The sequence below is a fragment of the Baekduia sp. genome, from assembly GCF_035996765.1.
Lineage (GTDB): Bacteria > Actinomycetota > Thermoleophilia > Solirubrobacterales > Solirubrobacteraceae > Baekduia.
This window is the reverse complement of record NZ_DASYJG010000023.1, coordinates 64,176-86,992: the sequence shown is the minus strand read 5'-3', so window position 1 is coordinate 86,992 and position 22,817 is coordinate 64,176. Positions and strand designations below refer to the sequence as shown.

General features: G+C 71.4%; 20 protein-coding genes and 3 riboswitches. Of the genes, 7 read left to right on the top strand and 13 right to left on the bottom strand.

Features of this window, described 5'->3' with window-relative positions:
* Positions 1-87: 87 nt before the first annotated feature.
* Positions 88-528, bottom strand: coding sequence for a hypothetical protein (locus tag VGO10_RS04650; RefSeq protein WP_327465651.1), 441 nt, complete (start codon positions 526-528; stop codon positions 88-90).
* 254 nt (positions 529-782) lie between these two features.
* Between VGO10_RS04650 and VGO10_RS04645 the strand changes: the two genes are divergently transcribed.
* Positions 783-1,733 (top strand): hypothetical protein, encoded by a 951-nt coding sequence (locus VGO10_RS04645; protein ID WP_327465649.1) that lies wholly within the window; start codon positions 783-785, stop codon positions 1,731-1,733.
* Positions 1,734-1,838: 105 nt separating this feature from the next.
* Here the strand turns inward: VGO10_RS04645 and VGO10_RS04640 are convergent, their stop codons facing one another.
* Positions 1,839-4,886, bottom strand: coding sequence for a C25 family cysteine peptidase (locus VGO10_RS04640; protein WP_327465647.1), 3,048 nt, complete (start codon positions 4,884-4,886; stop codon positions 1,839-1,841).
* A 618-nt stretch (positions 4,887-5,504) separates the two neighbouring features.
* Here VGO10_RS04640 and VGO10_RS04635 point away from each other — a divergent pair.
* Complete coding sequence (locus VGO10_RS04635; protein WP_327465645.1) at positions 5,505-6,230, top strand: hypothetical protein; 726 nt, start codon at positions 5,505-5,507, stop codon at positions 6,228-6,230.
* A gap of 25 nt (positions 6,231-6,255) precedes the next feature.
* Here VGO10_RS04635 and VGO10_RS04630 read toward each other — a convergent pair whose 3' ends face one another.
* Positions 6,256-6,963, bottom strand: a complete 708-nt coding sequence (locus VGO10_RS04630; RefSeq protein WP_327465643.1) for a hypothetical protein — start codon at positions 6,961-6,963, stop codon at positions 6,256-6,258.
* On the bottom strand, positions 6,960-7,730 hold the full coding sequence (locus VGO10_RS04625; protein WP_327465641.1) for a helix-turn-helix domain-containing protein: 771 nt from the start codon (positions 7,728-7,730) through the stop codon (positions 6,960-6,962). Before VGO10_RS04625 ends, VGO10_RS04630 begins: the two co-directional genes overlap by 4 nt.
* Before the next feature lie 78 nt (positions 7,731-7,808).
* Here VGO10_RS04625 and VGO10_RS04620 point away from each other — a divergent pair, with 78 nt between their 5' ends.
* Genes VGO10_RS04620 through VGO10_RS04610 form a run of 3 tightly spaced genes read left to right on the top strand, consistent with a single transcriptional unit; the run spans position 7,809 to position 8,873 of the window.
* Entirely contained in the window at positions 7,809-8,216 is a 408-nt protein-coding gene (locus tag VGO10_RS04620) for a hypothetical protein (protein ID WP_327465639.1), read from the top strand.
* Between the two features lie 22 nt (positions 8,217-8,238).
* Positions 8,239-8,484: a type II toxin-antitoxin system prevent-host-death family antitoxin gene (locus VGO10_RS04615; RefSeq protein ID WP_327465637.1), complete on the top strand. Its 246-nt coding sequence runs from the start codon at positions 8,239-8,241 to the stop codon at positions 8,482-8,484.
* Positions 8,481-8,873, top strand: a complete 393-nt coding sequence (locus tag VGO10_RS04610; RefSeq protein WP_327465636.1) for a PIN domain-containing protein — start codon at positions 8,481-8,483, stop codon at positions 8,871-8,873. The genes VGO10_RS04615 and VGO10_RS04610 overlap by 4 nt, the downstream gene beginning before the upstream one ends.
* 9 nt (positions 8,874-8,882) lie before the next feature.
* On the opposite strand, the gene VGO10_RS04605 is transcribed toward VGO10_RS04610, so the two are convergent.
* Genes VGO10_RS04605 through VGO10_RS04570 form a run of 8 tightly spaced genes read right to left on the bottom strand, consistent with a single transcriptional unit; the run spans position 8,883 to position 17,565 of the window.
* Positions 8,883-9,212, bottom strand: a complete 330-nt coding sequence (locus VGO10_RS04605; RefSeq protein WP_327465635.1) for a DUF2149 domain-containing protein — start codon at positions 9,210-9,212, stop codon at positions 8,883-8,885.
* Positions 9,209-9,862, bottom strand: coding sequence for a MotA/TolQ/ExbB proton channel family protein (locus tag VGO10_RS04600; RefSeq protein WP_327465634.1), 654 nt, complete (start codon positions 9,860-9,862; stop codon positions 9,209-9,211). The genes VGO10_RS04605 and VGO10_RS04600 overlap by 4 nt, the downstream gene beginning before the upstream one ends.
* Positions 9,859-11,376 carry a prenyltransferase/squalene oxidase repeat-containing protein gene (locus VGO10_RS04595; protein ID WP_327465632.1) on the bottom strand — a complete coding sequence of 506 codons (1,518 nt, stop codon included), beginning with the start codon at positions 11,374-11,376 and terminating at the stop codon, positions 9,859-9,861. Before VGO10_RS04595 ends, VGO10_RS04600 begins: the two co-directional genes overlap by 4 nt.
* Positions 11,373-11,687, bottom strand: a complete 315-nt coding sequence (locus tag VGO10_RS04590) for a DUF2149 domain-containing protein (RefSeq protein ID WP_327465630.1) — start codon at positions 11,685-11,687, stop codon at positions 11,373-11,375. Before VGO10_RS04590 ends, VGO10_RS04595 begins: the two co-directional genes overlap by 4 nt.
* Positions 11,684-12,376, bottom strand: a complete 693-nt coding sequence (locus VGO10_RS04585; protein WP_327465628.1) for a MotA/TolQ/ExbB proton channel family protein — start codon at positions 12,374-12,376, stop codon at positions 11,684-11,686. The genes VGO10_RS04590 and VGO10_RS04585 overlap by 4 nt, the downstream gene beginning before the upstream one ends.
* A complete protein-coding gene (locus tag VGO10_RS04580) occupies positions 12,373-14,109 on the bottom strand; it encodes a prenyltransferase/squalene oxidase repeat-containing protein (protein ID WP_327465626.1) in 1,737 nt (578 codons plus the stop codon). The genes VGO10_RS04585 and VGO10_RS04580 overlap by 4 nt, the downstream gene beginning before the upstream one ends.
* On the bottom strand, positions 14,087-15,658 hold the full coding sequence (locus VGO10_RS04575) for a hypothetical protein (protein ID WP_327465624.1): 1,572 nt from the start codon (positions 15,656-15,658) through the stop codon (positions 14,087-14,089). The genes VGO10_RS04580 and VGO10_RS04575 overlap by 23 nt, the downstream gene beginning before the upstream one ends.
* Positions 15,655-17,565, bottom strand: coding sequence for a hypothetical protein (locus VGO10_RS04570; protein ID WP_327465622.1), 1,911 nt, complete (start codon positions 17,563-17,565; stop codon positions 15,655-15,657). The genes VGO10_RS04575 and VGO10_RS04570 overlap by 4 nt, the downstream gene beginning before the upstream one ends.
* Before the next feature lie 26 nt (positions 17,566-17,591).
* A riboswitch (cobalamin riboswitch) is annotated at positions 17,592-17,803 on the bottom strand.
* A gap of 28 nt (positions 17,804-17,831) precedes the next feature.
* Here VGO10_RS04570 and VGO10_RS04565 point away from each other — a divergent pair.
* Together VGO10_RS04565 and VGO10_RS04560 are read left to right on the top strand one after the other, a co-directional pair.
* Positions 17,832-18,692, top strand: a complete 861-nt coding sequence (locus tag VGO10_RS04565) for a hypothetical protein (RefSeq protein WP_327465620.1) — start codon at positions 17,832-17,834, stop codon at positions 18,690-18,692.
* A gap of 36 nt (positions 18,693-18,728) precedes the next feature.
* A riboswitch (cobalamin riboswitch) is annotated at positions 18,729-18,854 on the top strand.
* A gap of 106 nt (positions 18,855-18,960) precedes the next feature.
* Positions 18,961-20,586: a hypothetical protein gene (locus tag VGO10_RS04560; RefSeq protein ID WP_327465618.1), complete on the top strand. Its 1,626-nt coding sequence runs from the start codon at positions 18,961-18,963 to the stop codon at positions 20,584-20,586.
* Positions 20,587-21,165: 579 nt separating this feature from the next.
* Here the strand turns inward: VGO10_RS04560 and VGO10_RS04555 are convergent.
* A complete protein-coding gene (locus tag VGO10_RS04555) occupies positions 21,166-22,566 on the bottom strand; it encodes a hypothetical protein (RefSeq protein WP_349258918.1) in 1,401 nt (466 codons plus the stop codon).
* A 118-nt stretch (positions 22,567-22,684) separates the two neighbouring features.
* Positions 22,685-22,798: riboswitch (cobalamin riboswitch) on the bottom strand.
* Positions 22,799-22,817: the final 19 nt, after the last annotated feature.

Here is a 22,817-nt window from a genome sequence, read left to right as displayed (position 1 = left end):
CCTGTTCGGCGCGATCTGGTTGCGCCCAACAGGCCCACGGGGGCGTACCGGGCCGCGGCCGATGGCCGCGACCCGGGCGTCGGTTGCTCAGCCCTTGACGGCTGTGGCGTAGACGCCGAACAGGCGATCTAGCGCTTGGGCGGCGAGGCGGTCGACGGTGATCTCGGCCAAGAGATCGGGATCGATCGGCTCGTTGACCGGCAGGCCGTCCAGGCGGTCGTTGTTACAGCGCGCCAGATCGTAGCGACGGTGGCGCAGCTGCTCGACGAGGTCGTCGGTCAACGGCACCTCGAAGCTCTCGATGTCGGCGTCGACCTCGTCGGGGTCCCACCCGACCGCGGTGATGAGCGCGGTCGCGGCACAGAAGCGCATCGCCAGCACGTACTGCGCCTCGGGGCCATAGAGGAGGAAGTCCTCGAAGAGCTCGTGGCCGAGGTCCATCATCTTCTTCGTCTCACGCCGAAGGACATCGCCGGTCTCGCGATCGACGACGAGCATGCGGACGCGGGTACGCTGCGGGGTACTCATGGGAGTGACTGCTCCTTTTGGGTCATGCCCCCGGGCCGTTGCAAGCGGTCGCGGGGGTGCTGCTTTTGGATGAGAGACAAAGCCTAGCGGGCCCGGCGGCGGATCTTTTCGCGGGGCGCTCGAACTGCGCGTCTTGCGCCAAAGCATCCTTCTTGCCACACTTGGCAACAATGTTGAATTGGCAACAAGTTGTCGCTGGTCTACCGGCGCCGCTTGCGGCGGAGGTCGCTGGTCCGGCGCGGGTGCTAATTCGCGTGGGAGACCAGCGCGGAACGCGCTTTGACGTCCTCGAGGTCGCGGCCTTGACGGGCGACATCGTCGACGCAGTGCTTGATCGCGTCGCGGGCGGCACGCGCTTGCCGCAACTGGTGGTCTATGGCCGAAGCTCGCCGTCCGGTCGGGAGCGGTTGCGCGAGGCGGGTCTCTCGTACGCGGGCGCCGACGGCCGGATCCTGTTGCAGAGGCCACGACTCTACGTCGACCGCGATCGGCCTGACGAGCGCTCGGATCCGTCGTTGGGGTGGAGCGGAGCCACCGGCGTCGATCTTCCGCGGAACCCGTTCGCGGTCCGTGGCAGCCGCGTGGCCCGCTGGCTGTTGCTGCATCCGGAGCAGTCGTTTGCGATCAGCGAGCTGGCGGCGCACGTCGAGCTCAGCGTCGCGGCGGTCTCGCGTGCGGTTCAGGCGCTGGACGAGTTGGCGGTCGTGCAGACGGCGGCGACGGTGGGGGATGCGCGGGGGCGCGAGGTGCGTCTGAGCCGTGCGACGGGCTTGCTCGATGCGTGGCTGCCCGTGTGGCAGCGGCGGCGGGTCCGACGCACGGTGTGGGATGTCGGGACCAGCAGCGTGGAAAGCGCCATCAAGTTGATGGCATCGGCTGCCGCCGAGCAGGAGGTGGCGTGGGTGCTTGGCGGCTTGGCCGGGGCAGCCAAGGTGAACCGAGCGGTCGAGCCGGCCGATGCGCTGGTGTGGATCGACGCCGACGACCTGCCACGCTTGGCCAAGTCGCTGATGCCCGAGCGTTCCCGTGGCGGTCGCGGCGCAGTCCGCGTCGCCGCTGCTCCGGACCCGTGGACGCTGGGTCTGGCAAGGGAGCGCCGCAAGCTGCCGGTCGCCGACCCCGTCCAGCTCTGGCTCGACTGCTCCAGCGAGGGGGAGCGGGCGCTCGAGGCGGCTGATGCGGTGGCCAAGGAGATGGGCTGGTGAAGGTCATCACCCCCACGCGGGTGGGTCGTCAGAGCAACCCATACATCAACGAAGCATGAGGGCCCCGCCAAACCGACCGGCGGGGCCCCACACTCAACCCTTGAGCTAGCTCACCGGCACCACGCACGGCTCCGCATCCGACGGCGCAAACGTCCCATCTCCCGCGTAGGACGAGGAGATGATCCAGTCTCCGGTCTCCGCACGCTCCGGCGTGGTCTTGGCGCTCCAGTTCCCCGCCGCGTCGGTCGTCGCCTGGACCTCCACCGAGCGACCGGGCACCTCACCACCCTGCGTCGGCGGACCGAGGAACGTGACGTCGATCACCGAGCCGGCCGGGGCCTTGTCGAGGTGGCCGTTGACGGCCAGCGGCTGCAGGACCTGCCCGTCGTCCGGGCAGCTCTGTGTCAGCTTCGTCGGCTGACGCACGACCGCCACGCTGCACGGTCCCGCCTTCGACCCGTCGTGGGCGTTGTCACCCGGGTAGTCCGAGGACACCGTCCAGCCGCCGGTCTCGCCGGCCGCCGGGGTCACCGACGCCGACCATGCTCCCTGCGCATCGACCGTCGCCGCCACGATGACCACGCGCGACGGGGGGCCGTCCGGCACGGCCGGCGCCGCGAAGTTCACGAGGACCTTCGCACCCTCTGCCCCGCCCGTGAGCGTCCCGCTGACCGTCAGCGGCACGCCGACCTGGCCGCCCGCCGGGCAGGTCTGGGTCAGCGCGCTCGTCCCGTTCGGCACGTCGCCGACCGGCGCCTGGACCGCCGGGCCGCCGTCGGGCTCGATCGCGACCTGCAGGTCGCCGGGCACGACCGAGCCGTCGCCGAACGTCGCCGGGATCGTGGCCACGCCGTCACCGATGATGGCCTTGCCGACGACCTCGCCCTTGCGCAGCAGGCTGATCGTCTGACCGATCAGCTCCTTGGGCAGTGTCACGTTCACCTCGTAAGGCGGCGGGTCCGGCGTGGGCGTGACGACCTTGGCGTACACCGCCTTGAGCTGCGCGATGTCGAACTTGAACGGCGGGTGTCCGCCGCCCCACATCTGCATCGACGGATCGCCGTAGTAGTGCCACAGGTACAGCTCGTTGCGCGTGTTGCCGTCGGTGGCCGGCGGCGAGATGCCGACGAGCCGTAGCTTGCCGGTGATCAGCGCGTCACCCGTGCGCTGCGCGGTGGCCGGGCCCTCGGTCGGCAGCACGCTGGGCAGCAGGCCGTCGACGAACCCAAGCGCCATGATCGAGTTGTGCGTCGTCGGCGAGTCGCGGGTGTCGCCGAAGACGCCGACGCCGCCACCGTTGGGGTTGACGAGCGTCTCGCCTGAGAACGACGTCTCGTCGTAGTCATAGGCACCGCTCGAGCAGTTGATGCTCAACACCACCGGGAGGTTGGCGCCGTTGGTCAGCGCCTGCGCGTCGGCGGTGCCGAAGCCGGGCGTGCCCCAGCCGTCGGAGTAGCCGTGGTCGCGGTGGACGACCATGAACGGGCCGGCGTTCCAGCCGGTGGTGACGTCCGCGCCGGTCCCGTTCCAGCCGAACGTCGGCTTCAGCAGCGCGGCCGGCAGCGGGGTGCCGTCGTTGAACCGCTGCGGGTTGCCGGCGGGGTCCTCTCCGTACACGCGCTGGACCCCGACGCCGCGTCGGACCAGGCCGTTGCGCACGGTCTCGGCGAACTGCACGAACGTGCGGTTCTCCTGGCCGTCGTTGTCATCGTCCTGGAAGTCGGCGGCGACGACCGCCTTGTTGGTGAACGACGCGCCGGTCGGCGGGGTCGTCTCGTACCCGATGATCTTGCCGACGGCGACGCCGACGGCCGCCTGGTCGTTGCCGATGATGCGGCCGATGGCGACGTCGGGCAGCTCGTCGGCGTCGTCGCGCATCGCGTAGGGCAGGTCAGACGGGATGCCGTTGATCCCGGCGAACGTCGGCACGAGGTCGTCGTCGCCCAGGATGGTGATGTAGCTCGGGTGGATGCAGTGGCTCGCGGTCAGCTGGCCGCGGATGTAGGCCTGGACGGCCGCCGGCGTCGAGCCGATCTGGCCGGCTGCGTCACCGACGTCGACGACGAGCGTCCGCATGCCCTGCGCGCGCTTGTGGGTGGCGAACTGGTCGGCCGCCGCCTGGGTTGCGGTGTTGGTGATGACGAGCATCTCCTCGCCGCAGCGGCGGAACGGGTCGCGGATCTTGAGGAGGTCGATCAGCTTGCGGTTGAGGATCCCGTTGAGCCGCTCGCGGGCCGGGCGCTCCCACGGTGAGGCGAGCTCGTCGTTGAAGGCCTTGGTGCCGCCGTTGAACTTCACGTCGACCTCGACGGACTTGAAGAGCTTCAACTTCTTCGAGGCCGGGTCGTATTGACCGGTCGGGATCTGCAGGCCGCCGAGCGTCAGGTCGCGCGTCTTGCCGAGGATGTCGGCATCGGCGGGCTTGGCGGGGAAGGGCTTGTCCGAGGCGTAGGTCTTGCGGTTGATGGTGAACGGCGCGTCGGTGAACGGGGGCTTGCCGAAGTTCGGCTTGCTGCCGGGCGCCGGTGCGGCCGCGTCGACGGGGTCGGGCTGGGTTGGGAAGACGTCGACGCCGTCGAGCGTGGTGGAGACCGTCTTGTCGGTCTTGACCGAGACGGTCGCGCCGTCTGGGACCGCGAAGGAGCTGGCCACGACGGGGATGCCGGGCGCGCCGGTGTCGCCGAGGCCGGCCGACGTGTCGGGCAGCACGAGTTCGGTCCAGGACTTGCCGCCGGCGCTGCGGGGCGTGAATTGCACAGCGGGCAGTTCAACGCGGACGCGCATGCCGTTGATGTCGCTGGACAGGACGCTGGTCTTGGCGTCTGACAGCGTGCTCGGCTTCGTGCCACCGCCGCAACTCTTGGTGCGCTTGTCGGCCAGCAGCAGGCGGCTGGCGGTCAGCGAGACCGGGCCGAGCGCGGCGACGCGCAGGTTGGCTCGCGCGTTGCGCTTGCCCTTGCGGGGCTTGACAGACCGCAAGATGGTGCGGAAGCGGGAGAGCGCGGCGACCGAGGAGCAGGGCTTGCCCTTGGCGGCGAGGCGCGCGCGGCGGGCGGCGTCGTGCAGCTTGCGCCGCTGCGTGCGCGAGACGGCCGTCTTGGGCAGCGTCGCGGTCTGGCGGTCAAGCGTGCGCAACGTTGACGAGACGCTCACCTTCTTTGCCGGTTTCGTCGCCCCCTGCGCAACCCCGGCCGAACCAGCCATCAGCAGGCATAGGCCTGCGAGCAATGCCATCCAACGCTTCATCTTTGACTCCTGATTTTGGACCTGTCTCCCTGGCGCGCGTGACTCTATGGGGTGCGGGGGACGGGAGCAGGGGCGTTCTAGACGGCGCGGCGAGCGGCGCGGGGCGACCGGAGGGCCGTCGGAGAACTTTTCTTCCGTGGGGTAGACATTCGTGTGTCCCTACCCGTAGTATCGGCGCCGTTAGGGAAACACCCATGTGTCACCGAACTTCTGTCCCCATTCCATCCTCTATCGCGTTGCCCGCCGGGTGACCCGATGCACCGTGAGGACCACTTCCGCCGTCACTGCCAATGGTCGGTCGCGGGCGATGATCGCCATGTCGGGAGCGCACGTCGGCCACGGCGCTGCCTGCTCGGCGAAGTGCGGGACCTGCCGGGCAGGGTCGTCTGGATGCACCATGGCCGCGGAGCGTGGTGCAGTCGCTGGGCGCGCCGGCGTCCTGCTCGGCAAGCGGTCGCGGGGCGCCGGCCGCCGCGTAGGTGAGTCAGCGAAAGGGAGCACATGCGGCTGAGGAGGTCATGGAAGGTGGCGGTGCTCGCCGTGCTCGCGGTGAGCATGGGCGGGCCGGCGAGCGCCTTGGCGCAGGACGATGAGCTGCCGACCACGGCGGTGACGGCGAGGATGGCGGTGACGCCGACCAAGGCGGGCACGGCGGCGCATCCCCAGGGCGTCGTCGTGCGCGGCTCGGTTCAGGTCGTGACCGAGCCGGGTTTTGACCCGCCGATCATCACCGGTGAGGACATCCTCTTCGGGGAGGGCTTCTCCTACAACGGCGATCGCTATCCGCGCTGCACCAAGGTGGTCCTCGACTTCCAGGGCCCGGCCGGCTGTCCGCAGGGGTCGATCATGGGCAGCGCGTACGGGACTGGACGCGCCGACACGATCCTGGCCAACATGAAGGTGGTGCTCTTCAACGCCGGCGCTGCGCGGCTGCTGGCCTACACGACGGTCGACCATCCGGCGCGGGTCCGGCGCACGATCGTCGTCGGCACCGAGAACCTGATCGGCGCCTGGCGCCGGCAGAGCAGCTTCATGGTGCCCAGGGATCTCCAGGTCGTCGCCGGCCTGCCGATCCAGCTCAACAACCTGTACTTCTCGCTCGGCGGCAGGCCGTGGGCCGAGGACTACATCACGACGACGTCCTGTCCCGACGGCGGCTGGCGGTATCAGGCGAGCTTGCACTATCTCTATGACCGGCTCGGTGAGACCAGTGATGATGCGGTGATGGGGGCGGTGGGCTGCACGTCGTAGGCGGACGCGGCTTTGTCGACACAGCTCAGCTGGGGTCAAGCAGCAACCGATACGCCTGCCTGGCACGTCGTACTGTCGCCGGTCCCAGGCTCGCAGGCTCGGAGAACGCAAGCCGAGTCTCGGCGCGTCGCATCCACTTGCGTTCGGTCGGGCGCAGCTCGGGCGCGATGGCACGTGGGTCGTCGATCAGTGACAGAAGCCGAAGAAGGTCCTCCCGCTGAGACTCGGGGTCGCGGTGGACCACAAGCGAACGCGCCTTGATGAGGATCGCGCCCAGCAGGGTGGGCCTGCGCAGGTCGAAGCTCTCTCCGTCTACCAATACCCGCACGCTCTCGGAGCGGACGAGCGCTTGGTGTCCACCGGGGACGGCGATCGCCTTGATGCCGTTGGTGAGTTGCGGTGGTGGCTTGATCCCATCGGGTGCGAGTACGTCGATGACCACCCCCTCGCGCGTGTAACGCTGCGCGTATCCATCGAGGTCGGGCGCTTCGAGCGCGAATCCTTCGTCCCGGAGAAGGCGATCGATCTGCGTCAGGGTGCCTTGGGGTCGGGCTTGGCCGAGCAGGTCGATGTCGTGGGTGACGCGCACGTCGGTGAAGCCGTGTTCCAAGGCATGGATTTGGACCATCAACCCGCCGATGAGTGCCCAGTCCTCTGGGAGCTTTTCCGCGAGTGTGCCGACGACCTTCCACAGCGCGCGGGACTCGGCGTCGGCGATGGCGATCTCGATCACGGCTGGAGCGCCTTCCGTGCCTCGCGACGCGCCCGTGGGTCATCGCTCTCCAAGAGATCGAGGAGGATCGCGGCTCGTGGCGCTCGGTTGCGGGTGGTCGCCAGCTCGATGGCCGGCCAGAGCTCGTCGCCGATCCAGCGGATGTGAACAGCGCCCGCGCCCGGTTCGAGGGCGTGCCCGTCCACGATCGTCTGACGATGGTGAGCCGGCGCGTAGACCTCGACCTCACCGGTGTTTCCGATGAGGCCGACCTCGTCACCGGCCGAGGCACCGGTCAGCAAGACGTCTGATCGCGTCGAGACGCGCTCGACCTCCGAAGGGTGACCGTCGAACCGCTCGCTCCGAGCGCGGGCGCGGAGGCGTGACGCGTGATCGGCGAGGGGATGGTCTCTTGTCCAGGCTCTGGCGCGTGAGATGTAGCGGTCGCGACCGGCCAGTCGCGCTGCCTTTTCGGGCGCTCCGGACGCACGCAAGATCACGGCCCATGCCATCACGTCACTGAGCGGCCGTCCCGCGCCGGGAGGCTGTCGACCCATGCGGACGACCTCGGATGCGTCGAGCCACCATGCGCCGCCTCTCTTGACCGCCGGCAGGTGCCCAGAGGCGATGTGGTGGCGGATCGTGATCGGCGAGACGTTCAGTTGCTCAGCCGCTTCCTGCACGCTGTAGAGGGTCGATGCGTCCACGGACAAAATATTATCATCTACGATGATATTTTGTCCAGGCAGGGCGTCCGGGGTCGCGCGGCCGAGCGCGATGTGCTTCAAGATCGTGGCATGACGACAGACCTCAGAGGGGCGGTCTCCGCAGAATCTCGTCTCTCGCGAGCCCCGTTCTGCCGATGGATGCGCGCCCGTCCGGCAGACATCATCGACGTCTTCGTCTACGTGGTCGTGCTCAACCTCGCCATCGAGTACGTCCCATCGGTCATCAGCGAAGGCTTCACCCTCTCGCTGCTGACCGCGGTCCTGCTCAAGGTTGCTCTTGAGGTGGTGATCCTCGCCAAGGGCCAGCTCCTCACCAGGCTCCGGGCCGCCACCTCCCAGGGCGGCAAGGTCGCGGCCGCGGTGTCGTTGTGGGCGGTCGCCGCTGGCAGCAAGCTCGTCGTGCTCGAGCTCGTTGACCTGGTCTTCGGTGATGCCGTGAGCCTCGGCGGCTTCTTCTCGGTGACGTTGCTCGTCCTGGTCCTGCTCGCATCGCGGAACGTCGTGCGGAGTGTGCTTGACCGTCCGGAGGTGTGTAGCACGGTGTAGCCCTCCTGCTACGCTTTGCGGCATGGACGTGATTTCGGTGCGGGAGCTGCGGAATGACACCGGTGGTGTGCTGCGGCGTGTCGAGGCTGGTGAGACGTTGATCGTGCAGAGCAATCGGCGGTCGGTGGCGCAGATTGCGCCGTTGCAGGAGCGGCCGACGTGGATGCCGGCAGCGAGGTTCTTTGCCAGGGTGCTGGCGCATCCGGCTGATTCGGGGTTGCGTGAGGAGCTTGCTGAGTTGCTGCCCGACACGATTGAGGATCTGTGAGCGGGAAGGCGATCGCTGACACCTCGCTGTTTATCGCGCGCGAGAGTGGTCGGCCACTGGGGGAGTACCCGGAGAAAAACGAGATCGCGGTGTCGGTCGTCACGATCGCCGAGCTAGAGATGGGTGTGCTGGCGGCCGGCGAGCCGCGGGAGCGGGCGGCGAGGTTGAAGACGCTGCGCGATGCGGAGCAGGTCGGCGCGCTGCCGGTGGATCAGGCAGTTGCGTCTGCGTTCGCGGCGCTAGTGGTCGAGATGCGTGTGGCGGGTCTCGGGAAGCTCGGTGTTCAGGACGCGTGGATCGCCGCGACGGCGATCGCGCACGATGCTGACCTACTGACCCAAGACGCCGACTTCGATGCGGTGCCGGGCCTGCGCGTCGTCAAGCTGTAGAGCCCACCCTCAGGGGCTGACCGGCTTGACCTTGCCGCCGGGCTCGACGACGACGAGGCGGCCGTCGGCGAGGCGGTAGAGGGTGCCGATGGCGTTGCCGCGGCCAGAGGTCGTGAGGCCGGGTTGTTGTTGAGGAACGGTTGTTGTCGTTGTTGCTGGGGTGGTCGAGGTGCGGGGTTCGATCTTGCCGGTGGTCTTGTTGACGGAGAGGCCGAAGCCGGCGACGAGGAAGGCGACGGCGAGGACGAGGCCGAGGTCGAAGAGGTTGACGAGGCCGTCGAGGGGGTCGCCGGAGTCGTCGGCGATGCGGCCGTGGCGGCCGAGGGTGGCGCGGTTCATGTGACGACCGGCTCGGCGGTGGGCTGGGCGGCGGCGGTCGTCTTTGCGTGCTCGGCGTCGTCGACGGCGCGCTCCATCGCGACGAGATCCTCGGTGGCCGCGCGGGTGCGGACGATCGTCAGCGCGAAGGCGACGGTGCCGACGAGCAGGCCGATGATGGTCGCGCCGAAGGCGGTGCGCAAGTTGGTGGCCAACGAGGCGACGTCGCCGCGGCCGAGCGCGGCGAGGCCGGGGGCGAGCGGGATCAGCGTGCCCATGAGGCCGAGCGCGGGGCCGCCGCGGACGAGCAGGCGGGTGCGGTTCAGTCGGCGCTGGATGGCGAGCTCGTAGTCGGCGAGCGCGTGCTCGATGGCGTTGGGGCGGCCGGTCGCGGCGGCGATGCCGAGGTCGCGGACGGTCTCGGCGGCGATGGCGCTCGGCGCACGCTCGGAGACGTGGCGGGCGACGCCGGGCTCGATGAGCGCCTGGGCGCTGATCAACCGGAGCGTGCCGGGGGTGGTGCGGTGGCGGCGCAGCGACTCGATCGCGAAGCGCCCGAGCTCGCCGGCGCAGAGCGCGAGCAGGAGGATCGAGGCGATGAGGACCGGCACCTGGAGCGCTTGGCTCATCCGGGCGAGGGCGTCGCCGAGGTCGATGGAGGCGGTGGTCATGGGAGCAGTCCCTTGCGTCCGTGATGGGTTTCGAGAGCGGCGCCGCCGAGCGCGGCGAGGAGTAGGAGCGTGGTGAGGGCGAGCGCGGTGGTGGCCGATGTGGCGTCGGTCGGCTTCGGTGCCCGTAGGCCGGGCGCGACGGCGGCGTGCGTCCCGGTGCCCGAGGCTCCGGCTGGCGCGGCGCTGGCGAGGAGGCGGCCGGTGACGGGTTCGCCGGCGTCTGCGTCGCGCGCGTCGCGCGCGCGGTGTGGCTTGGCCTTCAAGTCGTGACTCGTGCGCCCGCCGGTCTTCTTGATGTCCTTGGTCTGCGACCCGATCGGCGTGATGCCGGAGGCTGCGACGCCGTTGGACTGCGCCGTGCCGGTTGCCGTGGCCTTGGCCCCGCTGCGCCGGCGCGTCTTGGTCGCCGTTGAGGACGACGAGATCTGGCGTACGCCGCCGCTCGCGTTGCCGGTGCTGTCGGGCTGCGGGCGGCTGTAGAGCGCCGCGCCCTTGCCGCCCTTGCCCGTCGTTCGCGCGATCGACGGCACCGGCAACGGGTAGCCGGCCAGCGCGGGCGCGGCGTAGGCCGTCATCCAGAGGTCGTTGAGGCTGTGGCCCTTCATGTACATGATGGATCCGTCGGGCTGCTGCAGCGAGGCGAGGTAGTCCAGCGGGGTGCCGCCCGCGCGCCGCCAGGTCGTCGGGTCGATCGCCGACGCCCACATCGCCTGCAGCGCCCAGGCGGTCGATGCGCTGTTGGACTCCGGGTCGATCGGCGTCTGGGCGAAGCCGCCGTCGTCGCGCTGGGTCGAGCGCAGGTAAGACCAGCCGCGCTGCTGGGCCGCGGTTCGCTTCGGCGTCTGCGGAGCGATTCGCAGCGCTTGGATGACCGCGGCGGTCATGTCGGAGGACTCCTCGCGGCCTGGCGCCCAGGACCAGCCGCCGTCGTCGCTCTGCGCGCCGACCAGCCACGCCGCTGCACGGGAGATGATGTCCGCCTTGGCGGGCTCGTCGGTGGCGCTGAGCGGGAGCATGGCGAAGGCGGTGTCGTTGATGCCGCCGGTGGTCCCGCCGGCGGCGTGGGTGAAGGACCCGTCGGGCAGCCGGCGCGCGAGGATCGCCGCGACGAGGTCGCGGCCGCCGAAGTCCCGCGGCGAGGTGCCCGAGGCGACCGCGACGAGCATCGCGCGCTCGAAGTCGGTGGTGTCGGAGAGCGCGGCGGCATGGGCGGTGACGTAGGTGTAGGCGTCGGTCCCGCCGACGACGCGCTGGTCCTTGGGGTTGATGCCGGCCGCCGCGAGCGCCATGACGACCCAGGCGCTGAACAGCGGGTCCGACGGCTGGCCGGCCGCACCGCCGAAGCCGCCGTCGGCGTTCTGGGCGCCGCGCATGTAGGTGACGGTCTTGTCGAGCTGGCCCTGGTTGGCGGTCCAGGGTGGCGTCGCGGCGGCGGTTGCGGGGGACAGGGCGCAGGCAGCCAGCGCGCCGAGGGCTATCCGCTTTGTTACTCGCGCGGGAGACGCCCTTCTCACCCGCCACCTCTGGGCCTGGTGTAGATCAGCCGGCCGTCGCCGAGGCGGTAGACGGTCCCGACCGCCTTGCCCTTGCCGCGAACGGGTGCGGACTGCGCCGGCGTTGGCACCGCGCGCGTGCGCTGCTGGGACTGCTGCTGGGCACGGGGCGTCAGCTTCGCGTTGTCGCGGTCGATCGTCGAGGCGAGCCCGGCAATGAGGAACGCGACCGCTAGGACGATCCCCAGGTCGAACAGGTTGACGAGGCCGTCGAGCGGGTCGCCGGTCTCGCCGCCGAGCTGCCGTCGCACGCGCGCGCGGTGGCGCCTCATCGGGTGACCGCCGCGCCGGTGTCTTCCAGCAACGCGCGGGCGTCGGCTTCGGCGCGCAGGGTCGCAGCCGCGGCGGCCGTCGCGCGCAGCCGCTCGGTCGCGCGCTCCATCGAGGCGAGGTCCTCGCTCCAGCGCCGCGTGCGGGCGAGCGTCAGGCCGAACGCGACGGTGCCCGAGAGCAGGCCGACGGTCGTCGCCGCGAACGCGATCCGCAGATCGTTGGCCAGCAGGTGGACATCGCCGCGGCCGAGCGCGCGCAGGCCGGGGGCGAGTGGGATCAGCGTGCCCATGAGGCCGATCGCGGGGCCGGCGCGGACGATCATCCGCGTGCGGTCCAGCCGCCGCTCGACGCTGTGCTCGAAGTCGTCGAGCGCGTACTCGACGCCGTCGAGGTCGGTGGCGGCGACGGCTGCGCCGAGGCGCTCGAGCGTCGTGGCCGCGGGGGCGCTGGGCGCGCCGGTGGCGAGGTGGGTCGCGGCGAGCGGGTCCTCGAGCACGGTCTGGGTGAGGACGCTTAGCGGTCCTGTGGCCCGGCGGCGGCGCGCGAGCTCGCCAACCCAGCGGCCGAGCTCGATGCCGGTGAGCACGAGGACGGCAGCCGCGGCGATCAGGACGGGGACGGCGAGGACGGAGGTCAGGCGCGAGAGCGCGTCGCCGAGGTCGGCGTCGAGGGAGGCGAGGATGGTCACAGCGCGAGCTCCGGGCGGCGGCGGTCGAGGCGGATGCCGCCGAGAACTCCGGCGGCGATCGCGAGCGCGAGGGCGATGGCCCACCACGGCGTGGTGCGGCCTCCGCTCTGCGCGCCCGATGCGCCCGGAGCGGCGACGGAACTCCCGCGCGCGCCCTCGGTCGGGCTCTGGCGGCCGATCAGCGTGCCGCTGACCTCGCGCGGCGCGGTGCGACCGGTCCTGGTGCGCGTGCCGCCGGTGCGGCCGGTGGGCAACGGGACGCCGGCGCCGGTGACCGCTGCCGGTGTGCTGACGGCGCTGGTCGCGGTGTCGCCGCCACTGCCCGCGCGGCGGGGCGCGCCCGGCGTGCCGACCGTGCCGCCAGCGCCCGTCCCGCTGCCGGCGCCGGTCGCGCCGCTGCCGTCACCCCGCGTGCCGGTCCCGTGGCGGCGGGCTTGCACGCGCTTGACGCCCGCGCGCGCGGAAGACATTGGTGATGTTGCCGGCGCTTGGATGGCCGGGGCTGGCGTTGTGGCGTTCGGCGCAGGCGCGGCCGGCGTGCTCGTCTTCGGCGTCACCGTCTCGGTCGGCAGCAGCGGGCCGCTGGGCAATCCCGCCGGCGGGCTCTGGTTCGGCAGCACGCCGGTGTCGCCGCCGCCCGCGATCGGGCCGAAGAGCAGGCCGGTACCCCCGAACGCGAGCATCGCCATGGCGGTCGTCTGCGTGGGCTCGTCGGCGGCGACGCCGGGCGCGCGGCCGACGGTCCCGCCGGCGTCTTGGGCGCTGCGCAAGAACGACATCGGTGATTGACCGTTGCTGTTGTCGGCGTTGTTGGGGTTGACGCCTTGGGCGAGCAGCGACCGCGCGACGGCGGCGGTGGCCGGGACGTCGGAGGTCGTGCCGTCGCCGGTGCGGCTCCAGCCGCCGTCGGCGCCCTGGTGCAGTCCGATCCAGGAGGCGGCGCGCGAGGCGGCGATGTTGGTGTCCTGGCCCACCGAGGAGAACGCCTCGCACACGGTCGCGGTCGTCTCGACGTCGCCCGGTGCGCCTGGGATCGGCCCCCAGCTGCCGTCCCCGTTCTGATGGGTGATGAGCCAGTCGACGGCGGCTCCGGCGAAGGACCGGTCGAAGTTGTTCAGCGAGGCGAGGGCAACCACGGCGTAGGCGGTCGACAGCGCGTCGCCGCTGCCCGAGCCGGGCTGGGATTCGAAGGCGCCGCGATCGGGCGAGGTCCCGGGTAGCTGGGCTGCGAGCAGGTCGGCGACGACGTCATGTGTCCCCGTCCCACCCACCCCGTCCTGCTCGCCGCGGACCGCGGTGAAGCCGACTGCATGGGCGGTGAGGAGGTAGAGCGCGAGGTCGGCGGTGTCGGAGAGCTCGCCGCCGGCGGCGAACGTTCGAAGCAGGCCGAAGAGCGTGCGGCTGTTGGCGGACGTGGCCTGATCTTGGGCGTTGACGTTGGCGGCGGCGAGGCCGAGCGCGCCCCAGAGGTTGACGCGATGGCGTGCGGCGAGACCTCGGACGGGCAGGCCGCCGTCGCTGCTCTGCGCGCGGACCATCCACTTCTCGGCTTTGAGCAGTGCAGCACCGTCAGCGGCGCTTGGTGGTGAGGCAGGGGCTGGGCCCGCAGCAACCGCCGGCGCGGCGGCCAACGCGACCGCCGTCAGCGCACCGAGCACGGTCCTGCGGACGCCCGCGGCGGGCGCCAGGACCCGCGTGCCGATCGCACCCCTACGGACGCACGCCGAGACCATCGACCCCCGCCGTTCCGGAGACGATCCGCACCCGGACCGTGCCGGCGCGCGCTCGCGGCGCCGCGACGATCTCCCGGGTGGCCGCCGTCGCGCTGCCGCTGATCCGATAGACCGCGCGCTTGCTGCCTACGCGCACCTCGATGTCAGCCGTCTTGCGAACCCCGCGGATGAGGATGGTCGGGCGGCCGGCGGCGAGCCGTGCGGTCAGCGTCGCACCGGTGCGACCGCGATGGACGGCGCCGAGCCACGCGCCGCCGTCGCGTACGCGTGACCAGGCGCCGCTGCGGCGCACGGCGCGTGCGCCCGCGTCGAGCGGAACGAGGACGTCGCCGATGGTCTGACTGACGTCGCGTCCCAACTTGTCCGTGAAGGTCACGCGCACCGTCCAGGTCTGACCGGCGCCGAGCTCGAGCTGCGCGGTCGTGCCCTTCGTCCCGGTCGCCAGTGTGGTGAAGGACCCTGAGCGCTTGCGCGCGAGGCGGGCGGAGAACCTCCAGCGGCGCACGCCGACGCCGGCCTGCAGCACCCGCCAGCGGACCCCTACGCGACCCGTCCTCTGCCCGGCCGTCGTGAAGCGCGGCAGCTCGATGATCGGCGCGCCGACGAGCTGGGCCGGGGCCTTGCCACCGCCCGGCTTGCTCGGCGTGGCGCCCGCGCCGCCGCTGCCCGGGTCGATCGGGTCGGGCGGCAGCGGTGGAGCCTCACGCACGGCGGTGTCGGCGGGGGCGGCGCCGCAGTTCCCGCCGGGCGCGCTGACCACGCAGACGTCAAGACGGTCGGAGCGGATCGCGCCGCCGGCGCCGGCGTCGGCCTTGATCCGATGCCAGCCGAGCGTGCCGAAGATGACGTCAGCCGTGCCGTCGACCGCCGTGGTCGTGGCACCGGGCGCAGTGGGCTGGACGGTCTCGACGCCGTTGGCCGCCGTCGTCACCGGCGCGACGGTCACGCCGCCGACGCCGGTGAAGGCCGGGCTCTTCTCGCCGTATGCGCGGGTGACGCTGACGGTCAGCGGCTGGCCCGTGACGACCGTCGCGGTCGGGCTCGGTGCGGCGGCGGAGTCGCCGGCCACGGCGAGCTTGAGGAAGCCGCGGTTGTGAAACGCGTCGTAGGCCCAGAGCACGTGATCGCCGTCGTCGACCTGTGCCTGGCAGCCGCCGACGTCGGCGAAGACGTCGTCGACGAGCATGCCCCAGAAGGTGTAGGTGTCGACGTCCTCGGCATCAGGACCGAAGCGCGTGACGTAGTAATCGTCGAAGCCCGGGAACCACCTGGCATCGAAGTCCATGCCCTCGGTCCGCAGGCCCTCGACCGAAGCGCCGGTCGCCGTCGCCCCCGGCGTCGGATGCTGGCCGTTGTTGGTGCCGTCGCAGCGGTGCTGCCGGCTGTCGGAGGTGGCACGCACCGGGTTGCCCGACGAGCGCACCGGGCCCTCGAAGAGCGTCTGGGCGGCGCCTTCGACGCGAACGTCGACCACCGCGGCGCGCGCGCCGCCACCGGCAAGCATGCCCGTCGTCACCATCATCATCAACAACAACGCCGTGCGCTTCATCGAGCGGTCTTCTTCCTTAAGTCGAGCGTCCGGATGACGGCCGGGCTCTTGGAGCCCGCGACGCCGAGGGCGCGAATCGTCAGGCGGTAGCGGGCGTGCGCGAGCTTGGGCAGGCGCACGCGGGCGGCGCCGGCCTTCTTGATCACGGCGTCGATCGGTGACGCCGCGCGCCGGGTGCGCCGCTTGCCGTGGACGGCCTCGCGTGCGATCCGGAGCTCGATCGTCGCGGGCAGGTCCACCCACAACGTGACGAGCGACCGGGTGGCACGGACGGTCCGCAGCGTCGGTGCCCGCACGAGCGTCGGCTCCAACGCGGGCGGAATGTCACCACCCGCTTCACCTGGCGACGGCGTCCCCGGTGCCTTCGTCGCCACCGGGATCGGCCGCGGGGCGGGCAGCGTCGACGGTGGATCGCCGGCGCCGTCGCTCCCGTCGCCGCCGGCCGGACACGCCGGTGCCGCATCGCCGCCGAGGCCCGGGTCGTCGGTCAAGCCGCAGGCGGAGAACGGCTCCCCGGCCGGCTGCACGCCGAGCTCACGCCGGTAGACCTGGCCGAAGCCGGCCTGGTTGTCGGGGATCAAGTTGGTGCCCTTGGAGGAGAACGCGACGTACCGGGCGTCAGGCGTGATCGCCGCGGCGCCGTAGTGCCCGGTGTTGTCGGCGTCGGCTGGGCCGTCGGGTCCTGACGCGCGGCTGACGAGGATCGTGCGCCCGGCGACCGTGTCGCGCGCGTAGATCTCGGGGACCGCGGCGGTGACGCCCGGCGTCAGGTTGCCGGCGTTGGCCGTGAAGACGACGTAGCGGCCGTCGGCGCTCATGCCGTCGGTGATGATCTCCGCGCTGCCGAAGTCGCCGATCGCCGGCGTCGCCGCGGGCGGGCCGTCCGGGCCGTCCGCGCGGCTGACAAGTCGCGTCGTGCCGGCGCAGAGGTTGCGGACGTAGCTCTCGACCCCGCCGTTGTGAGGGCTGCCGGGGGCGATATCGGCGCCCTGCGCGTCGAACGCCACGACGCAGCCGTCGGCGCGGACGGGCGTGAAGCCGATGTAGTGCACCGGCACCGGGGCGCCCCCCGCGCCATCCTTGCGGCTGACCAGGACCGTCGTGCCGTAGCGCACGTCGCGCAAGAAGATCTGCCGCCCGGAGGTGGTCGGCCCGGAGGTCAGGTCCGGCGACCCGGACTGAAACGTCACGTAACGCCCGCCGGGCGACATCCCCGTGGCGCTGAGACCGTCGTCGATGTCCGGGATGCCGTCCTTGCCGGTGCCGCGGCTGACGAGCACCGTCGTCCCCGACTCCAGGTCGCGCAGGTAGACGCCGCGAGGCAGCGGGCCGACGCGCGGGTCGACGAGGCCGGAGGCGTGGAAGAGCACGTAGCGCCCGTTGCCCGCGCCGGCGTAGATGTTGTAGGGGCGGACGGGCGCGCCGTCCGGGCCGTCGGCGCGGGTGACGAGCTCGGTGCGGCTGCGCTGCATGTCGCGGCGGTAGCCGTAGTAGTCGCCGTCGCCGAGCACAGCGGTGAAGAAGACGTAGCGGCCGTCGGGGGAGATGGCGCTCCCCCCGGCATCGAGGCCCGCGAGCGCGCCGCCGTTGTCGGATGGCGCGCCGTCAGGGCCGTCGGCCCGGCTGACCAGGATGTTGCCGCCGCCACGGAGGTCGCGGACGTAGACCTGGAACTGGCGGTTGGTCACCCCCGGCACGATGTTCGGCGCGCTGGCGTCGAACGCGACGCGCTGGCCGTCGGCCGAGATCAGCGCGCCGTTGGACTCCGCCGCGCCGAAGGAGGTCGAGCCCGGCAGCCCGTCGAAGCCGCGCGAGACCAGCACGAGGTCGTTCGGGGCGGCCGAGGCCGGGGAGGTGGTGAGCCCGGCCAGGAGGACCAGGCCGAGCGCGATAGGAGATCGCGACATGTCTTGAGCCCTGTTCCACGAGGGCGAAACGACGTCAAGATCGCAGTCGGGTCTCCTGGCTCACGAGCGTCCGATCCGCGCCTTCCCGAGCCGAACCCGGCTCAGTGGCTGCCATCGCTGGCGTGCGGCGAACGATCCTCGCTGACAGTGGCGGGCCCGCGTCGGATTCGCACCGACTTCCCCGTTCCGCGATCAGATGGATGAAGTTCTGGGCGCGGACCGTACCAGACGATTCGCGGCGGACCCAGGACGAGTACGTTTCGCCGATGGCCGTGTTGGAACGACTCCCGGCGTGGGCGACGACCGGGGTCGGGAGCCTGCCCCACACCGAGGGCCGGACCGCGGCCGCGCAGGCGGTCAAGGCCTATGACCTGCCCTTCTGCCCGCAGCTGCCGCGGTTGGAGGGTGACATGGTGGCCGAGTGGCTCGGGGCCGATCCGGCGCGCTGCGGCTGGTCGCCCGACCGCGATCGGCAACGTCCGCGCGGCTGGGAGTGGCTGCTGAGACAGCTGACCCTCCGGCCGCCCGCGCACGGCATCGTCAAGTTGCAGGTGACCGGACCGCTGACGCTGGCCCGCGCGCTGGACGAGCACGCGCCGGTCGGGCTGGCGCGTGAGATCGCGGTGTGGCTGGCGGCCAACGTGGCCGAGCAGGTTGATGTTCTTGCCGATCGCGGCCTTGACGCGCTGCTGGTGATCGACGAGCCCACACTGTCGGCCGTTGCCGCCGTTGCCGCCGAGGGCGTCGAAGCGGCGTGGGGCCCGCTGCGCGTGGTCGCTCCCGCGTGGGGCGTGCATCTCTGCTGCGCGGTGCCGTGGGACGTCGTCGAGCGCGCGGCGCCGGACGTGGTGTCCTTCGATCTCACGCTCGGGCTCGACGACGACGGGGCCGGCGCCGTGCGGCGCTTGGTCGCCGGCGGAACGCGCATCGCCTGGGGTGTGGTGGCGCCGCACCGGCCCGACACCGACACCGACGCCGCAGACGTGCTGAACGCGGCGATCGCGCGGACCGGCGTCGCCGGGACGAGCTCGCTGCTCACGCCCACCTGCGGCACAGGGCGCATGGCGCCACGTCGCGAGGTGGCGGTGTCTGGCGTCCTCGCCGGGCTGGCCCGCGCGTGCCGGTGAACACCCGGCTGGTACTGTGGCGCCCGCAACGGACGCGGGGAACTCCGGTGGGAATCCGGGGCTGACGCGCAGCGGTGTGGGTGACGACGGAGCGTGCAGGTCCACTGAGCCGGGTTCGGCTCGGGAAGGAGCTCCCGAGGATGACCCCGAGCCCGAAGACCCGGCCGGCGCACATACGTCAACCGTCTTCGCGCACAGGACGGCCGCCGCTGCGCCGTCGAGGAGGACGGGACATCGGGGCCGCCTGTTCGAGACAGGAGCAACCCCTATGTATTCGTATCGTCGAGCCCTCGGGCTCACGCTGGTCACGGCCGCCGTCGCTGCCGTGGCCGTGCCCACCGCAGGCGCCGGCGTGTTCGTGCAGGTCAACGACCTCGCCGGCCGGGAGAACTCAGGCGTCGTCAGCCTCGGTGCTCACAGCACGCTGGTCTCCACGCCCGTCACGTGCGGCGCCACGGCCGGCATGTCACCGGCCGACACCGTGGCCGCGGCGCTGTCGCAGCTCAGCATCTGGTCGATCGCCTCCGGCCAGACGACGTTGCCGGGTGATCCGGATGTCCTCGAGATCGACAACCTCAACAACGGCGATGGCTACCCGATGCAGTCGCTCGGCCAGCAGGTCGACATGGACGGCGACGGAACGGTCGACAACGACGGCGCGGTGCCGTCATGGCACATGTGGATCAACAACACCTACCACAACCTGGGCTACCACGACCAGCCTGAATGCACGACCCTCCAAGACGGCCAGACGCTCGTTTTGCAGGCCAGCGAGCTGCGCTACCCCGACGGTGAGATGTACGCCTTCCCGGCGACGCCGCAGCTGCGGGTCGAAGGTGTGCCGAAGACCGTTGCCGCAGGTCAGCCTTTCGAGGTGACCGCCGCGCAGTACACGCCGCCGGCGGGGTTCGCCGGTGGCTGGGGCAACGGCACGGCAACGGGTGATCGGGCCGTCGGCGCCGGGTACGGCGTCGGCTTCGATGACGCGAGCGGCACGTTCGTCGCCACCGATGATCAGGGCCGCGCGACGCTGACGGCCCCGGACGGTGCGAGCGGGAACATCAACCTGATCGCCATCGCGGGCACCGATTCGAGCGCGTTGCCGACCGCGAGCCACAACTCGGCGTTCTCGGTACCGGCGGGCGTCTGCGTCTACGACGGCCAGCCGGACTCGCCGTGCACGGCGTCGGTCTCGGCGGCGACGCCGGACTTCGGCGCGTCGCAGGCGCGCGAGACGCTGGGTGCGCCGCGGGCGGTCGTTGTCACGCCCGCGTTGGGAACCGCTGGGGTCACGGGTGTCAAGCTCGCCGGTACGGATGTTGACGACTTCCTGATCAGCTCCGATCACTGCACGGGCGCCGCGGTGGACGCCGGGGCGGGTACGACCTGCACGGTCAACGTGCGCTTCGCGCCGTCGGTCATCGGCGCGCGGCATGCGACGTTGGAGGTGACGAGCACGGCGTCGGACGCGACGCTGTCGGTGCCGCTGGATGGTGTGGGCGGGAGCCTGGCGGCGGGGCCGGCGGGTCAGGATGGGGCCGCGGGCGCCAAGGGCGACAAGGGTGACGCCGGCGCGGCGGGCCCGGGCGGGGCGACGAGCGCCGCCGGGGCGCAGGGCGTGATCGGGGCGACCGGTCCGCAGGGCAAGGCCGGGAAGAACGGCCGCGATGCGGTCTGCACCGTCAAGCGCGCCAAGGGTGCGCCGAAGGTGGCCTGCAAGTTGGTGTCCTCGACCGGCGGCAAGGCGAACGCGACGCTCACGCGGCTGGGGAAGGTGTACGCCCGCGGGACGGTGGCGTCGCTGCGCACCACGCGCGAGCTGCCGGGCAACACCTACATGTTGCGCTACCGCAGTAACGGCAAGGCCGTCGCCGTGCGGGTGCGCATCGGCTGAGTCATATGCACTCCGGGTGCCGTCGGCGACACGCGTGAGGACGGCGCGCTGTGTCGTCGGCGGTCCGCGGGTCGTGGCCCGTGGCGCTCAGCGCGCGGTGTTCGTCTTGGTGCGTGGCGTGGTTTGGGGCGGCGAGGAGAGGAAGCCGTGGTGGTTCGCGGCGTCATCGGTCTTCCGCGTGAGGGTTCTCGGGACACGGGCGATTCGGTGCGTCCTCGAGGAGGTCCGGGTCGTCTGGCCCCTACATATGAGGGGACAGTCGACCCGGACTCAGCGCTTCGGGGGCGAAGGATCGATCCGGGTCGTCTGGTGTCCCCATGTGGGGTCCGAACCCACCCGGATCTCAGACCGGCCACGAACCACCCGCGCCCAGGCGCCGGCGGACGACCCCGGGCGCCCCGAGGCGCCAGCTACTGCTCACTCCCCTCGGTGCCCCGAACCACGCCGCGCACCCGCCAGAGCAAACGCGCTGAACGCCACCGGGTGTGCCACGCAAACCAGCACACACAGACGACCAATCAACAAAGGCGCGGCGCCGCGCCGGGCACAAGCCCTGGCGCGGCACCCGCGCGTCTTCCTCTACACCCCGTACTTCAGCGAGATCGTGTCACCCAGGCTCACGCCCGTCGCGGTGTTCGCCGCGGCCGCCGTCCCGTTGTCGATGCTGGCCTTCCACGTCGACCCACCGCTGTTGGTCACCCCGTTGATGGTGGTGATGACGCCACTCGACGGCGAGCTCCCCGTGACGCAGCCGGCCGGTGTCGACCCGCTGACCGCCGCGGTCAGGACCGCGCCGAGGGTCGTGGTCGCGGTCGTCGGGGCGACCGACACCGAGCAGACCTTCAGCGTGCCCGAGCCGTCGTCGACGATCACCGCGAGCTTGCTCGTCGTGCCACTCACGAACGACGTGCTGGCGACGAACCGCGGCTCACCCACCGTGGTCGGCACCGGCGGCGTCGCCGAGAAGCCGCCGCCGGCCTCCGCGCGCAGCGCGTCGATCGAGGCATAGGCGTTGGGCGTTGAGCCAGTGGTGTAGCGGAAGCCGCCGCCGGCCAGCTGCTGGCTGACGAGGAAGTCGATCGGCGTCTTGCCCATCGCGGTGGTGAAGTCCGCCCCCTGGTTGGCGATACCGCAGGCGTTCAGCCCCTGGACGCCCCAGCCGTTGGAGTCCGTGTTGGCACCGAACGACGAGTTGAACGCGCCCGTGGCGTTGACCAACTTCCCCTTGAGGAAGTTCTTGCCCGCGACGACCGCGCTGTCGGTGTTCGCCACGCCGCTGACACACAGCGACGCCAGCGTCGCGCCCGTCATGTCGATGTCGCTCACCGCGGCCAGTTGCGCCGGAACGCCCTCGGCCTTCGTCCAGTTCCACCCACCGTCGGTGTGCTGGTTGGCGCGCACCGTCGTGATCGACTTGTTCAACAACGTCTGCGGCACGCGCTGCGCGCCCGCCGCCGTCTTGGCCCCGGCCAGCGCGAGCAGTCCGAAGACCGTGCCGTTGAAGTTGCCCGGCGTGCCCCAGTAGCCCGGCGACGCCGTCTGCCAGTAGGACGCGATGTCGGCGATCAGGTTCCGCGTCGCCGCCACGCGCGCCGGGTCGATGCCCGCCGAGTAGGCGTTGAGCGTCGCGCGCTCGTAGTCGGTGACCACCGGGGAACCGCCCGGCCACGAGGCCGGCGAGAGGTAGTCGCGGTAGACCTTGCGGGCGTTCTTGCTCACCACGTTGTTCGGGGGCGGCGGCAGGAGATCGACCGCCGCGACGCCGGCCGGCGCGAGCGCGCTGAACGCCCACTCGTTGGACAGGCCGGTCGACGCGAAGGCGCCCGTCGTCGGGTCCTGCAGGCCCTTGACGTAGGTGGTGGCGTTGGTCACCGAGGTGGTCAACGCGGCTGGCGTGGTGGTCGCGTGCGCGGCCGCCGGGGCGAGCGCGAGCGCGGCGATGGACGCGGCGAGCAGCCGCGTGGTGGACATGCGGGACATCGTGGTGAGACTCCTTGTGGTTGCAGGGCGCCGGGCGCCTCTCACCACGATCTCGCCCACGCATTCGGCGCACCGTGCCTCGAGAGCGGCCGCCGTCCAAACGCGAGAACAGGGTCCGTCAGAACTGCGCCACCGCACGGGCATTCGGGCTCAGACGGTCATCCCGTCCACACCGCTGCGCGTCAGCTCCGGACTTGCACCGGATTCCCCCACGCGATGACGGGCGCCAATGTACAGGTCGGCGCGGCGGC